At 67.8% G+C, this 14,460-nt stretch carries 11 protein-coding genes and 1 pseudogene; 4 read left to right on the top strand and 8 right to left on the bottom strand.

Features of this window, described 5'->3' with window-relative positions:
- Positions 1 to 168: 168 nt before the first annotated feature.
- Positions 169 to 1,419, bottom strand: a complete 1,251-nt coding sequence (locus VGX25_RS02240) for a cytochrome P450 (RefSeq protein ID WP_326915832.1) — start codon at positions 1,417 to 1,419, stop codon at positions 169 to 171.
- 158 nt (positions 1,420 to 1,577) lie between these two features.
- Here VGX25_RS02240 and VGX25_RS02245 point away from each other — a divergent pair, with 158 nt between their 5' ends.
- Positions 1,578 to 2,063, top strand: coding sequence for a phosphoribosyltransferase family protein (locus VGX25_RS02245; RefSeq protein WP_326915834.1), 486 nt, complete (start codon positions 1,578 to 1,580; stop codon positions 2,061 to 2,063).
- Here the strand turns inward: VGX25_RS02245 and VGX25_RS02250 are convergent.
- Entirely contained in the window at positions 2,060 to 5,056 is a 2,997-nt protein-coding gene (locus tag VGX25_RS02250; protein ID WP_326915835.1) for a helix-turn-helix transcriptional regulator, read from the bottom strand. The two genes, VGX25_RS02245 and VGX25_RS02250, sit on opposite strands and share 4 nt — an antisense overlap.
- 109 nt (positions 5,057 to 5,165) lie before the next feature.
- Here VGX25_RS02250 and VGX25_RS02255 point away from each other — a divergent pair, with 109 nt between their 5' ends.
- Positions 5,166 to 6,731 carry a class I adenylate-forming enzyme family protein gene (locus tag VGX25_RS02255; RefSeq protein ID WP_326915837.1) on the top strand — a complete coding sequence of 522 codons (1,566 nt, stop codon included), beginning with the start codon at positions 5,166 to 5,168 and terminating at the stop codon, positions 6,729 to 6,731.
- 90 nt (positions 6,732 to 6,821) lie between these two features.
- Here the strand turns inward: VGX25_RS02255 and VGX25_RS02260 are convergent, their stop codons facing one another.
- Positions 6,822 to 7,142: a multidrug efflux SMR transporter gene (locus tag VGX25_RS02260; RefSeq protein ID WP_326915839.1), complete on the bottom strand. Its 321-nt coding sequence runs from the start codon at positions 7,140 to 7,142 to the stop codon at positions 6,822 to 6,824.
- Between the two features lie 332 nt (positions 7,143 to 7,474).
- On the opposite strand from VGX25_RS02260, the gene VGX25_RS02265 reads away from it, so the two are divergent.
- On the top strand, positions 7,475 to 8,227 hold the full coding sequence (locus tag VGX25_RS02265; RefSeq protein ID WP_326915840.1) for a hypothetical protein: 753 nt from the start codon (positions 7,475 to 7,477) through the stop codon (positions 8,225 to 8,227).
- A complete protein-coding gene (locus VGX25_RS02270) occupies positions 8,206 to 8,853 on the top strand; it encodes an HAD-IA family hydrolase (protein WP_326915842.1) in 648 nt (215 codons plus the stop codon). The genes VGX25_RS02265 and VGX25_RS02270 overlap by 22 nt, the downstream gene beginning before the upstream one ends.
- Before the next feature lie 357 nt (positions 8,854 to 9,210).
- Here the strand turns inward: VGX25_RS02270 and VGX25_RS02275 are convergent.
- The 5 genes and pseudogenes from VGX25_RS02275 to VGX25_RS02295 all read right to left on the bottom strand — a co-directional run.
- A pseudogene (locus VGX25_RS02275) lies at positions 9,211 to 9,606 on the bottom strand (class I SAM-dependent methyltransferase); the annotation flags it as partial.
- A complete protein-coding gene (locus VGX25_RS02280; RefSeq protein WP_326915843.1) occupies positions 9,599 to 10,573 on the bottom strand; it encodes a transaldolase family protein in 975 nt (324 codons plus the stop codon). The pseudogene VGX25_RS02275 and the gene VGX25_RS02280, both read right to left, overlap by 8 nt.
- Positions 10,570 to 11,679: an NAD(P)-dependent oxidoreductase gene (locus VGX25_RS02285; protein WP_326915913.1), complete on the bottom strand. Its 1,110-nt coding sequence runs from the start codon at positions 11,677 to 11,679 to the stop codon at positions 10,570 to 10,572. Before VGX25_RS02285 ends, VGX25_RS02280 begins: the two co-directional genes overlap by 4 nt.
- A gap of 114 nt (positions 11,680 to 11,793) precedes the next feature.
- Entirely contained in the window at positions 11,794 to 12,114 is a 321-nt protein-coding gene (speD, locus tag VGX25_RS02290; RefSeq protein WP_326915844.1) for an adenosylmethionine decarboxylase, read from the bottom strand.
- 504 nt (positions 12,115 to 12,618) lie between these two features.
- The gene (locus VGX25_RS02295) at positions 12,619 to 14,103 is read right to left on the bottom strand and encodes a hypothetical protein (protein WP_326915846.1); all 1,485 of its coding nucleotides are present in this window, start codon (positions 14,101 to 14,103) and stop codon (positions 12,619 to 12,621) included.
- Between the last annotated feature and the right edge of the window lie 357 nt (positions 14,104 to 14,460).

Here is a 14,460-nt window from a genome sequence, read left to right on the forward strand (position 1 = left end):
CGAGCAACGCGGTGATCGCCCGGTCGGCGGCCGGCGCATAACCAAAGTAGTCCCACCAGGTCAAAGTCACCCTGCCGGGCACGCCACCCGACCAGGAACGGCCGCCACACCCCACCAACCCGGCGGCCAGCACCACGGCGAGCACCCCGGACAGCAGGGACCGCAGCCTCATGCCGTTGCTCCATTGCCTGGCCGGGACCAGGTGACCGGCAGGGTGGCGGGTCCGCGGGTCATCAGGCCGGTGGTGAAGGGCAACCGGTCCACGGCGAGCTCGAGCCGAAGGCTCGGCAGGCGCCTCGCCAGGTGCCGCAGGCTCAGCTCCAGCTCCAGCCGGGCGAGCCAGGCGCCGAGGCAGTTGTGCGGGCCGGCCCCGAAGGTCATGATCGGCGTGGTGGGCCGCCGGGTGATGTCGAGCTCGTCCGGCTCCGGGTAGACCGCCGGATCGAGGTTGGCGCAGACGGTGCCCGCGGCCACCATCGAGCCGGCCGGCAGGTGCACGCCGCCGAGCTCGACGTCCTCGGTGGTCCGGCGGAGCAGCCCGGCTTCGGTGATTCCGTCGCCGAGCGGCACGCGCCGCAGCAGCTCCTCCACGGCGGTGGCGGCCAGGTCGGGTCGGGCCACGAGTTGTTGCCAGTGTCGGCGGTCATCGTCAAGCAGAGCGATCAGCGAGTTGCCCAGTGCGGTCATGGTGGTCTCGTGACCGCCGACGATCAGGTCACGGACCAGGCTGACGAGCTCGCCGTCGGTGAGGGCGTCGCCGTGGTCGCGTGCGGTGATCAGGCTGGTGAGCAGATCGTCACCCGGCTGGGCGCGCCGGGCGGCGACCAGGTCGCCGACGTAGTCGGCGAACTCGGTCATGGCAGAGCGGACCTCCTCGGCCGAGAAGGCCGAGAGCGACATCGCGCGACTGCCCCAGGCCTGCAGCCGGGGTTGATCCGCCGCGGGCACGCCGATCAGCCGGCAGATCACCCGCATCGGCAGCGCCGCGGTGAAGGCGGGCACGAGGTCGGCCGGCGGACCGGCGCTGATCAGCGCGTCGACCAGATCGTCGATCACCGAGGCCACCCATGGCCGCCACGTGGCGATGTGCCGCGGGGTGAACGCCCGCTGCACCAGGCGCCGGATTCGATGATGATCCGCCGTGCCGACGTTGAGGATGCTGCGTTCCTCGGTCATCACGTTCGGCGCCTCGATGACGTCCTCCGCGGCCCCGGCGCCGAAGATGCCGACCCGGGTGAACCGCGGGTCGGTGAGCACCCGCCGTACCTCCTGGTAGCGGGTCACCTGCCAGGCCCGCGCACCGGCGGGCAGCGTCAGCGGCCGCGGCGGCCCCACGGCCGGTACGGCGATGCGGTGGAGGGGGAGGCGATGAGACGTGTCCGCGGCGTCCGACGACGCCCGGCTGCAATCGCGAGCCACGCGTCCAGCCTTCCGGCTCGTCGCCGGCGAAACATGGGTCAGATGGCGGATGTTTCTCGGGCCGCGTGCTGAGAGTTTGACCTTTGCTTGGCTGCTTGCTGGACAGAAGTCGGATGGTGACCTGCGTGAACGAGGCCGCGACACCGAGGGAAATCGACATGCTGGCGTGTCGGATCCTGCACGTGGATCTCCCGCCGGAACGGCCGGCCAAGCGAATCGCGCACGAGCTCGACGGAATCGACCGGCCCGTTGCGCCACATCAACTTCTGGTCGCCGGAAGCACGCTGTGGGGAGCCTGGCTCGACTACCGCCCCGGTGTCGTTCCGGAGGTCCTCATCGGGCTGGGCGCCAGCGGCATCATTCCCACGATCGCCGTCGCAATTGCGGCCGGCCTGCCGTATCACCTGGCGTGGCCGCTCGGTCGTGGTGAGGTCCTGGCCTCCGGCCAGCTGCAGGGCAAACGGGTGCTCATCGTCGACGACGAGGTGATCCACGGATATACCCTGGCCAGCTTCATTTCGGCGCTCCGTGACGAGTCGGCGGACGTCGTCGGAGTGCTGTGCCTGATCGAGGACACCACGGGCACCGGACGGTCCCGCGTGGAATCGACCGGCGTCGCGTTGTGCGCGGTGAAGACGCTTTAGCCTTCGGCGCTGTCCCGCGCGGTGGCGAAGACGGCCAGCTCGACTCGGGAGGTCAAACCGAGCTTGCCGAGAATGCTCGACACGTGGGATTGCACCGTGCGCCGGGACAGGAACATGTGGGTGGCGATGGCGGGATTGGATTGCCCCTCGGCGACCAGCGCGGCAACCCTGCGTTCGGTCGGGGTGAGCGCTTCCCAACCGGTCTTGGGCCGGCGGCGAGGACCACCGACACCGCCGCGGACACCCGCCTGCCGGATTCGCTGCCCGGCCCGGCCCGCGTCCCATGCGGCGTCGAGCCCGGCGTAGAGGTCGACGGCGGTGTCGAGCGCGGCGCGCGCCTGGCTTCTGCGCCGACCCTTGGCAAGCAGAACGGCGGCGTTCTCATACGCGTGCGCCTGGTAGAGCGGGCGGCCCGCCCGACGGTAGGCGGCGACGGCGGCCGTGAGCCGATCGACGTTACCGTCGGCCAGGCCTCGGCACAGGGCGGCCGTGCCCTGGATGGCCGCCGATTTCGTCTCCCGGGCGGCAAGGGCGGCCAGCTCCTCGGCCACCCGGCTGGCCACGTCCGGCCGGTCGAGCGCGATGGCCAGCCTGGCGAGGTCCGGGCAGAGGTGATGCATGTGTGCCCTTGGCAACGGAGAGCCCCGGTCCCAATAGGTGAACAACAGGTCGAAGGCCCGCACGAGGTCGCCTTCGGCCTCCAGCGCGAGCGCGAATGCCCATTTGTGCCAGAACACGGTGAACGCCATTGCCGGGGGGACGTCCTGCGGCCAGGCGGCCGTGGCGGAGATGACCGCGCGATCGTTGCGGTGAATGCCGATCAACGCGGCAAGGCTGTTCAACGGTACCGCGGCCACCATCATGGGATCGGGAATGTCCAGCCCCGCGCGGATCTCGGCCAGCGCGTCGTCCCACCGGCCGTCGAGAAAACGAAGTGTCGCCCGGGAAGCGTGATACATCGCAAGGAGCGGGCTGCCGGTGCGCTCGCAGGAACGCATCCCGGCCTCGAACGCCTCGTCGGCCTCGATGAGCCGGTCGAGCTCGGCCAGGCTCCACCCCTTCATCATGTGCGGCGCGACACCGAACGGAAGGTCGGGATACTTCCCTTCGAATGCCGCCAGGATCGACAGCTCTTCCTCGGCGGCCGCCAGGGCCTGCTCGCTTCGCTGCTGCGAGCTGTACACCGCGGACAGCACGTCGATCGCGTTGACCGCGGCCCATTCCACCCCGCCGGCAGCCGCGGTCCGCCTTGCCTGCTCGATCATGGCCGTCGTCTCGTCGAATCGGCTGCAGAGGAAATGGCACTGCGAGATGAGTCCCTGGAAGCGGGTCGTCTCGGCCGCCGTGAGCCGGCCCGTGGCCAGCACCGACGCACACTCCCCGACGGTGTCGTCCAGCCTGCCCTGGGCGAACCAGGCGAGGGCGAGCAGCCAGCGCAGGATGCTCTCCTTGGCCGGGTCGGGGTCGTGGGCCAGCGCCTCACCGATCGCCTCCTCGGCCTCGACGGGTCGTCCCGCCCACTGCAGCGCGCGGCACAGGTGGAACCGCAACACCTCCCTGCGCCCGTCCCGGGGGTCGGACACCGACACCGCGTGGCGGAGCAGATCCACCGCCAACGTCGGGGCCCGTACCGCGAGCGCTTCGGCCGATCCGGCGAGCCAGTCCAGCGCCGCCCCGTCGACGACGCCACCCTGCAGCAGGTGCTCGGCGACCCGCTCGGCGGGTGCATGCGCCGCGGCCAGTGCGTGCCCGGCGCGGGCATGGATCGCGACGTGGGCCGACTCGGGCAGGCTGTCGGCAAGCACCCGCCGAATCAGGTCGTGCCGGAAGATCAGGTCGGGCCGATCGCTGGCGTCGACGAGCAGCCCGCCCTGGATGGCCTCCCGGACGATGTCCAGCAGCGCCGACAGCGGCTCGTTGAGCACCATCGACAACTCGGTCACGCTGAACCCGGACCCCAGCACCGCCGCGACCGGGAGGACCTGCTGGGCCCGCGGCGACAGCAAACCCGTGTGGTGGCGGATCATGTCGGCCAACGACGCCGGCACCACCGAGCCGTCCCGCGAGGTCGACGTCGCGGTGCCGTCGACGACGCGAATCCGGTGCTGCCGCGACAATGCCGTCACCAGCTCGGTGATGTACAACGGGTTGCCGGCGGCGTCCCGCACCATGGCAAGCAGCTCGGCACTCGGCCGGGCGCCAACGAGCCGTTCAACCAGCTGTTCCACCGCGGGGTCGGGCAACGGCCCCAGTGCGACGGACAGCGCCCCGCGGGCGTCCAAGCCGCGCAGCAGACCCGCGAGCTCCTCGCTGCGCGGCAGCGGCAGGCAGCTCGCCCCGATGAACAGCGGCAACTGGCCGATCACCCGCCCCAGCCGGTTGAGCACGCGCAAGCTCGCCGCGTCGGCCCACTGCAGGTCGTCGAGGAACAGCCCCACCGCACCGTCGGCGCACCACTCGTCGACCAGACCGAGGATCGCCTCGATGATCAGGTACTCCTGGCTGGCCGCGCCGGACCGCGCCGTCACCCCCAACGCGGCATCGCCCCGCATCAACTCGGTGATCCGCCGTACCGCCGCATCGGGTGACGCCTCGCTGATCCCGAGACACGAGCCGATTGCGGCGAACGGGAGACGCTCCTCGAGCTCCTCCGCCGTTCCCCGCAACACCCGCATTCCCCGCCGCCGGCACTCCGCCGCGGCCGCATCCAGCAGCGACGTCTTTCCGATCCCCGGCTCCCCACCCACCAACGCCGCCGCCCCGTGACCACCGGCCGCGGACTCGACCAGCCGGAGCAACCGAGCCAACTCCTCATGGCGGCCAACGAGATCGACTATGGACGTACCCGTACCGACGACTCCCACCGGGGTTCCTGCTCCTCCGACTACCGACCTCAGGCCGCAATTGCGCAGGTCGGCTAATATACCGTCCGCGCGACCAGCGCAATAAAACGGTGCGGTTCGGCGCGGGCATGAGCGATGCCGGCTTATCATCCGCCGCAATCGGCACAATCGCCGGCCCGCTTGTGAAACAGATCCCCATGGTGTTCCATCGACTGGCAGGTACCCGGCCGGGGGGTCAACCGTCCACCTGGGAGCGTCGATGCAGCGGAGCGCACGGAACTGGCCGCCCGGGTTCACCGGATCGCTTTCCTACCCCGAGGTGCCTGCCTGGGCCATCCTGGCCGGCTCGGCGCGCCGGTTCGCCGACCGGACCGCCTTTGCCCACCACGGCGTGGAACTGAGCTTCGCCGAGCTGGCCGCCCGCGCCGCCCGGCTGGCCAACGGGCTGCTGGCGCACCGGGTCCGGCCGGGGGACCGGGTGGCCCTGCGCATGCCCAACTGCCTGGAGTACCCGGTCGCCTACTACGGCGTGCTGCTGGCCGGCGCGGTGTTCGTGCCGGTGAACCCGTGGTTGCCGGAACCGGCCGCGGCCGCGCAGATCGCCGACGCCGGCTGCGTGCGCACCCTGAGCGCGGCCGACGTGCCGGCGCTGTGCGAGGGCCAGCCGGACACCCCGCCCGGCGTGGATGTGGACGTCCACACCGACCTCGCCCACCTGGCCTACACCGGCGGCACCACCGGGGTGTCCAAGGGCGTGCGGCTGCCGCACCGCAACGTCGTGGTGAACACCCTGCAGTACGCCTGCTGGGCGACCGGCTCGGTGCCCGCGCTGGACTCCGGCGGCGGGCTGATGCTCGACCAGGTCGGCCCGCCGGACGAGTGGCCGGTCCGGCTGGGCACCGGAATCGCCATCAACCTCACCCCGTGGTTCCACGCCATGGGCACGATCGCCGGGCTGAACGCGACCGTGCTCACCGGCACCACCCTGGTGCTGCACGACCACCTCGACCCGGCCGCCTACCTTGCCGACGCCGAGCGGCTGCGGGTCACCTCGATGGGCGGCGCTCCCGCGCTGTTCGCGGCGCTGCTGGCCTGCCCGGACATCGGCAAGCGAGACCTGACGTCGGTGCGCGGCATCGGCTCGGGCGCGGCGCCGATGCCGGTGGAGATGACCAGGCGGCTGCACGAGCTGGCGCCCCATGCGGTGATCAGCGAGGGCTACGGGCTCACCGAGGTGACGATGGGAGCCACCGGCGGCCCGACCCACCGCAGCGGGCTGCGCAAGATCGGCACCGTCGGGGTGCCGATCTTCGACACCGAGGTCCGGATCATGCCGGACGGCCCCGGCGCGCCCCTGCCGCCCGGCGAGCGAGGCGAGGTCTGCATCCGCGGCCCCCAGGTCATGGCCGGCTACCACAACCGCCCCCACGACACCGCCGAGGTGCTCGTCGACGGCTGGCTACGCACCGGCGACATCGGCATCCTCGACGACGACGGCTACCTGTCCATAGTGGACCGCAAGAAAGACATGCTCCTCTACAAGGGATACAACGTCTACCCTCGCGAGCTGGAAGAGTTGCTCGCCGCCCACGACGGCGTGCTCGCCGCCGCCGTGGTCGGCCGACCCGACCCCGCCGTCGGCGAGCTGCCCGTCGCCTTCGTGGTCCCAGCCCACCCGACCCTCACCGCCGACGAGCTCATCACCGCCGTCAACGACCAGGTACCCCCCTACAAACGGCTACGCGAAATCCACTTCGTCGACCACCTCCCCATCTCCGCCGCCGGCAAAATCCTCAAACGCGACCTACGCGCCCGGCTGGTGTGACCGGCCGCCTGGTCACCCTTCCGGTCACACCCGGACCCGGCCGTGGGCGCTGTGCGATGTGGACATCTGATGGTCGCCCAGGTCGGAGCCTCACTCCGCACCGGCGAGGTTCAGGGTCACCACGCCGCCGATGATCATCAGGACCCCGAGTGCCTTGGCCGCGGTCAGCGGCTCGTTGAGGGCGACCATTCCGATCACGCAGATGGCTGCGGTGCCGACGCCGGACCAGATCGCGTAGGCGATGCTGACCTGCAGCTGCCGTACCGCGAAGGCAAGCAGGACGAAAGCGAGCAGGTAGCCGATCGCGACGACGACGGTGGGGGCGAGCCGGCTGAGTCCGTTGCTCAGCTTGAGCGCGGAGGTGGCGACGACCTCGGCGGTGATCGCGCCGAACAACAGGATCCACGGCATGGTGTTCTCCGTTCAGGCTTTCCCTGCCGGTCCCGGGCCGGCGCCGACTGTTCAGCGGCAAGCTGGTCGAACGGCCCGATGAACATGCCCACGAACCGCCACCTGAAGATCTCGACCCAGGGGTCTTGAAATTCGCTTGTGGCACGCTGCTGTGCTCGTTCTTTTCCGAGTGTATCTCTCCACGTTCCTTGATCGTCGGCGCGGCGGCGCGGCGTGCCAACCGGCCTTGACGAGTCGCTGTACGGTGTCGGGCTGCGGTGCCGCGCACGGCCGGGTAGTATGGAATCAATGGCAACGGCGCGATTAGCATTGCCGCACCCGATTGGTGTCGAATGATCATCGAATGGCGTGACGATCTTGATCCGGGTTGCCGTGCTCTCGATTCGGTGCAAGTCCTTGATCAGGACAGGATCGCCGTGTTCCGGCAATACCTCGCGCGGGAGTATTCAGGCCCATTCATCCACGGCATGGGATCCTATGAAATACTCGACATGGTACGCAAATATTCCGGTCGGGGACGTCGCCTCGATGTCGGTGGCGGAACCGCCTCCTTGTTCTGGATACTCGGCACGGGTGGGACCATTCGCACGACCGCCGCCGATGTGGAACCGGAGGCCCTTGTCGTTCTCAGAGAATTTCTCTCCGCGCCTCAACCACTCCCGGAGTGTTACTACCAGGCAGCCGGCTTGTTCGGAGTTCCACCGACGAGAGTGGAGCGGTTGCGGAGGTCCATCGATTCGTACCTCGTGTTCGACGCACTCAAGCCCTGGCCGAGCACCCTGACCCGCTCGGACTACGATCTGGTGACTGCCTTCGGCTGTTTTGCCATCGCCGGCTCGGAGTCCGGCTACCGGGACTGCTTCCGGAACGCCGCGTCGGCCGTCCGGGCCGGCGGTCGGGTCATCGGAGCTGACTGGATCCGGCACCCGGACCTGCAGAAACGTGACTACTCGTTCGTGACCGAACAAACCCTTCGGGCGATCGGTTCCGGTATGGGGCTGCTGGTACGGCATCTCGAAGAGGTCGCCGTTCGCGGTCACGACACATACGGCGGTGTTGTGTTGTGGGCGTTCGAGAAGCTGTAACCGGTCTACTGTTCGACTTCGACGGAACCATCGCCGACACGGCGCAAATCTGGCGTCAGGTGACCCGGCGGTGCTTCGCCGCCCGGGGGTTCGAGCTCGATGACCGCACGCTGAGCCGTGTTCTGGTGAGTGAATGGCGAGAGGTCCTGCCCGCCTTGTCCGATGCCGATGCGGTCGCCCTCGAGAACGAGCTGGTCGGTTCAATTCACTCGGCGTACCTCGAATGTCCGCCGACGCGCGGCTTTGAGCATTTTGTCGAGCAGTTTTCCGACATCCCGAAGGCGATAGTCACATCTTCGTACCGGGAGCGATTGGTGGTTCCGTACCTCCGGCGGCACGGCCTGAATCATCACTTCTCGGTAGTAGTCGGCAGCGAGGACACTACTTACCTGAAGCCGAGTCCGGAGCCGATCCTGCTGGCTCTCCGACTGTTGAACGCGTCCCCGCGCGGTGCGTGGATGATCGGCGATTCGCCGGCCGACGTGATGGCAGCCAGGTCAGCGGGCATCCGGTCCGCGGGGTTCGGAGATCCGACTATCGGCGGTGACATCGTCGCGAATTCGTTCCAGGCGCTTGCCCGCCTCCTCGGAGCGGTCGGTGCCGAGGACGAACACCGTACGCAGTGAGTTGGCCACGGTGGTGGCAGCGGTATATCCGGCGAAGGTCATCAGCACATCAAGGCCGCTGTCACCGGCCAGCCGGCGGAACTCATCGCGCGAGTAGTTTGTCACATCAAACTCGACCCGCGCGGTTCGCGGCTTTACTTCCGCTGGATTTCGTATTTCGTAGCGCATCTCGAAGCTGACGCCGGTGGCCGTAAAACGCTGACGCCGGTGGCGGGTGACGGTGAGATCGCGATCGGCGGCCGCCCGGGTCCAGTCCACGACCCAATCGTCTTGCGCATTCGGCGAAAAATAGTCTGGTTTCGCGTCTGACGGAGCGGCCGTCTCCCGAACGAAGCCGAAGATGTCGATGACGATGAATCCGTCGCTTGAGATAGCCGCCGCCATCGATTCGAGTGCCCGTGCCGCAGCGGAACGGTCCAGCAACTGAAATGCTTCTCGCGGGCAGATCACCAGATCGAATACGCCGATCTCGTGACACGACCGTATATCACCGGCGACGGCCCGCGCACGCCCGCGCTCGGGTTCCGGAATCCGTCTTCGGGCTTCTTCCACCATTCCCTCGGCGATGTCCGCGAACGTCACGTACCGCGAAGTAGCCGCAAGCAGTGGCACGATGTTCCGACCGGATCCACACGGAATCTCCAGCAGGTGGTGCGGGTCGAGGGCCGAGACGAGCCGCCGGAGAAAAACGTGATCCGAAGTGTCGGGGTAATCGACATCGTAGAAGCTGGCCAGATCTTCGAAGCTACCCATGGGATGCCAGGTTCTCGAAGTCCTCCATGGCGTGGATTGCTTCGTCACGGGTCGAGACAAGCGGCGCCAGCCGGTCGAACTCGGGTGGCTCGTAACCGTCTTCGGCCACGTATCGCCGGACAACGCCGTTGCTTGTCACCCGTTCCCGGGTTTCGTTGTCGATCCGACCGTAATGCACGTCCAAGGCGGGCAATCCCTGCTGGCCAAGGAATGACGGCGGCAGTGTGACGATCACCTCGCGATCCATCATTGCCCCATAGTGCCAGCAATCCGCACCGGGGCCGCCACGAAGAGAAGAGGCCAGGAGTGTGGTCGCCGTTCGGTAGCGGCGGAGCGAATGGTAGGCGGCTTCGAACACGACGCACTCCGCTCCGCGGAGCAGCCGTGGCTCATGACCGACGTGTGGGCGAAGACCCAGCTCGCCGATGCGGCCCGCCATTAGGGTCAGGACGTGTCGTGGTCGAGCCGCGGAAGGCGGGCCCTCGAGCTGCGGGTCGGTGGCATCGGCGATGGTGCGTGCCGCGGTGGCGAGCTGGGCGACCGTGAAGCCCCAGGTGGCGTTGACGGAGACCCGGGCCGCCACGAGAGCTTGAATGATGTCGATTCCCGCGCGGGTCAGCGGCACCTTTATTGTGGCGTTCGGCATCCGATCACGGATTTCGGCCGCCTGGCGGAGCATGGCTGGTGCGTCGAACGCCGACCGGGGATCGAGTTGAATGCAGATGGGAATCGAAAGTCGACGGGACGCCAGATAGTCGGCCGAACGAGCGCCGCAAGCCAGGTAGAGATCCCACCCTGACCTGCTCCGGCCGGCCAGTGGATGTCGCTTGTAGGCCTCGCGGAGAAGCATCGGATTGGTCGTGACACCGCTGAACGGACCGAGTCTGGATGCCGTGGTGACCGTCTGCCACTGTGGCTCGACGAGCTCTGGGGCCGAATCCCACCAGTATTCCACCGGCGCGCTCATCGGAGTGCGCCGTCACGGAGTTGGAGTTCTTGTTGTATGTGGGGGTGGACGACGACGCCGTCCTTGGTGACCAGGCCGCGTTGGGAGATGCGATCCGGCGCCCCGGTGTAGACCGACTCAGCGAGTGCGAGCAGATAAGGAAAAGCCGTTTGGGTCATCGCCGCCGTTGCCGTCAGGTAGACGAGCTTGGGCATGCAGTCGTTCTTGATGTGAATCACGCCGTGACGCTGGTACGCCTCGGTGAGCTCGCGGGTGCGCTGGTCCGCGGTCGGCAGGTATCCGGCGCCGTAACCACAGGTTACGTCGACGATGACCGAGCCAGGTCGCATCTCGGCCACCATGTTGTCCGTCACGATCGGTTCGGTCCCATAGTTGGAAACGCGGATCGCGCCAATGATGACGTCGCACTGCGGAACGAGCTCGGCAAGAAGCTCGGGCGTGTTGAGCTCGCAGGAGACGTTCGGCGGCATGGTGGCGGCGAATCGACGAAGCCGCATTCGCGACTTTCCCACCACGGTGACGTCGGCGCCCAGCGCCGCTGCGGCTCGAGCGGCGGCGCCTCCGGCATTCCCGTGACCGATGACGAGGACGCGCGGCGCATCGACACCGGGCAGCCGACCCAACATCTTTCCACAACCACCCAACTGATCTTGCAAGTGGTAGGCGGCGTAGATGACCGCCATGTGTCCGGCCACCTCGGAGTCCGTCGTCATAAGGGGAAAGGACCCGTCGTCATCCTCGAACATCTCGTACGAGTAAGCGGAGACACGTTGGCTGGTGAGCACGGCCGCCAGTTCCGGCTTGTCGCCGAGGTAGAATGTCGCGCAGAGGTGTAATCCGGGCCGAAAATAGCGATACTCAAGAGGCGACGGGCAGCGACATTTGAAGACGATATCGCTCACGGTCCAAGCTTCTTCGGTGTCGACGACCTTCGCACCGGCGTCTCGGTAATCGTCATCGGAGACGTGTTGGCCATCCCCGGCCCCGCTCTCGACATAGACGGCGTAGCCGTGCGCCGCAAAAGACGCGACTTCACTCGGCAACGCAATCACCCGCAGGTCGCCATCACGCGATTCTTTGACAACCGAGATACTCTTTTCGTCCATCACGATCCGTCCAATGATGCCGGGAAACGATCGCCGTCGTGGGTCGGGCGGGAGATAGTGCCACAAGATCGGCTGTTGAACTGAGACCGGCGGTCTACCCGGCTGGAAGTCCGATCATCGGCTTTCACGATCGAGGAACCGGGTCTCGACATGCGCGCTCGGAAATCGGGACCTGATCAGTCCGACCGCCCGCTCCGGATTGGCTGCGCCGCAGACGAAAATGTCGAACGCAACGAATTGGTACTCAGGCCACTCATGTAAACTGATGTGCGACTCGGCCAGTACGGCAATGGCGGTCAGACCATGGCCTTCCCCGAACTGATGTGTGTCAATTTTGATCACAGTTGCCCCGCAAGCCTGCGCCATGTCGGTGAGCAACAGTGTTGCCTCGGCCTCCTCGAGCGATCGATCTACTCCGCTGACATCCGCGATCATGTGTCGCCCCAACCGCCTCATGGGTCCAAACTACTCACATTCCCTCTGGCCGACATCCCCCAGTTGGCCGCATTAATCCAAAAATGATCTCAATTCGCGTGAATGATCCTTGGTCAATGAATTCCTGAATGCGTGTTTGGGGGCGTCGATTCAGGGTATACGGGCGCGTCGGCTCTGACCTGAACGAGGGATCCTCGCATGCCCCACATCGTCCCAGGTCACGGGCGTCCAGAAATGCTCATGGTCCAGGTCTCGGCGGATACCCGAGCCGTTGACCCGCGCCGACCCCGGGGGCGGCGCGGTGTCGCCATGGTCTCTTGTGCCGGACTCTCCCACGTCCTGCCGTGCGCCACTCGACCTGACCGGATTGTCCGGTGCCAGCGAGGCGGCTCATCCCAGGTCGCCGCGGCTGGGCCGCCGCTGACCGGGATCTCCTCCTGCCGGTGCGGCGCCGCTGGTCGCGGCCGGCAGCTCGACTGGCCCCGGACAATCTCGGATCATGTGTCAGAAACCGCCGCTGTCCCCGCTTCCCGTGGATCCGCCGTCGCTGCCGGAGCTGTCGCTACTGCCGAAGCTGCCGCTCGAACCACCGAAGCTGGAACTGTCGCCGCCCCCGAAACCACTTGAGCTGTCCCCGCCACCGAAGCCGGAGCTGTCCGAACCGTCCCCACCGCCGAAGCCGGAGCTGTCGGAACCGTCCCCGCCGAAGCCGGAACTGTCCGAACCGTCCCCGCCGAAACCGGAACTGTCCGAACCGTCCCCGCCGAAACCGGAGCTATCCGAACCGAAACCGGACCCGTCGCCGTCCCCGAAACCGGAGCTGTCGCTTTCGCTGTCACCGAAACCCGTTGCGCCCTCGGCGTCGCCGAGGCCGTCCGAGTAGCCGGAACTGGTGAAGCCGTCGGAACTGTCGGCGTCTCCCGGGCCGATCGTGCCTTCGAAACCGCCGTTGTCGGAGTCGCCGAATCCACCGGCGCCGTCCGAACCCATGGAGTCGTCGGTTGCGGGCTCGGAGCCGGTGCCGTCCCCGTCGAAGCTCTCGGGTGTCTCGGACTCGGACTCGGTGTTGCCATCCTGGCCGGGTTCGTCCGATGCCGGTTCGTCGGACAGTCCGGGTTCGCCAGGCTGGTCCGGGTCGAGGGACGTCGGTTCGTCGTAGTCCGGATTGTCCTGCGCCCTGCTGCGCGGGCTGTCCATCTGCGGCGCAACCGACGGCTCATCGTAGGTCGGGTCGAACTGCGCCCTACTACGCGGACTATCCATCTGCGGCGCAACCGACGGCTCATCGTAGGTCGGATCGAACTGCGCCCTACTACGCGGGCTATCCATCTGCGGCGCAACCGACGGCTCATCGTAGGTCGGATCGAACTGCGCCTTGCTGCGGGGGCTGCCGGGACTCTTCTCCGGCGGCAGGCCCTGGTCCACCGGGCCGGGCCTGGTTGGCTGTTGATCGTCGTTTCCCGGCGCGGGTTCGTCGTAGTTCGGGTCGTGCTGGGCCTTGCTGCGGGGACTGTCCATCTGCGGAGCGGGTTCGGGCTCGTCCTGCATGGCCCGCGGAACGATCCGGGAGATGACCCGCCCGCGGTCGTCGACCGGGTGGCCGCCGAATGCGTCCCGTTCGGCGAGCTCGGCCCGGTTGAACTCATCCGCGCGCTGGTTGAACAGCCCGATGGCGAAATCGCGCTCCTGCTTCGTCTTGGCGTTGTTGATGGCGTCGAGCGCGTCGTGGAGCATTGCCCTGAACGTCGCCACACGGTCCTTGGCGGCCTGGTCTTCAAGGGAGCCGAGGAAGCTGCGCGCCAGCTCATCGTCGACCCTGGCCTTGTCCAGCGCCAGGTCGATGGCCGGGTTCGCCGGCTGCCATGACGGGTACTGGTTGACATAGCCCCGGGGCTCCGCATTGTCGAGCGCGTCGAGCTGCTCCTTGGACAGCGGCCGCTCGGAGAGCACCGGTCCGTAGAGATCGAGCGTGGGGAGATCCGGTGGCACCGGGGTGAGCGGTGGGAGATCCGGCTGCCGCAACGCGTTTTGGTCGCGGAGGTACTGCTCGTACCTGTCCCGCACCTTTGACCAGCTGTGTGACCTGAAGACGTCCTGGTCGAGGGGTGGGCGCGCCGGCCCGGGGAACGGACCCGGGCCCGGCGGGGTCACGGGCTGGAACGGCCCGGCCTGGGCGACCTGGACTCCCTGCGGTGCCGGACCGGCCGGCTCGTCGTCGGTGGGTGGGCCGACGGCGGCGCCGGCCGGAGTCGCCATTCCCGCGGCCAGCGTCACGGCCGCCGCCGCGGTCGCGCCCCGCCGAACGGAACGGCGAGCGCGGCGGCTCGGCCGGACCTCCTGACGCCA

Origin of the sequence: Actinophytocola sp. (genome assembly GCF_035942955.1) — a bacterium.
GTDB lineage: Bacteria > Actinomycetota > Actinomycetes > Mycobacteriales > Pseudonocardiaceae > DASYTH01.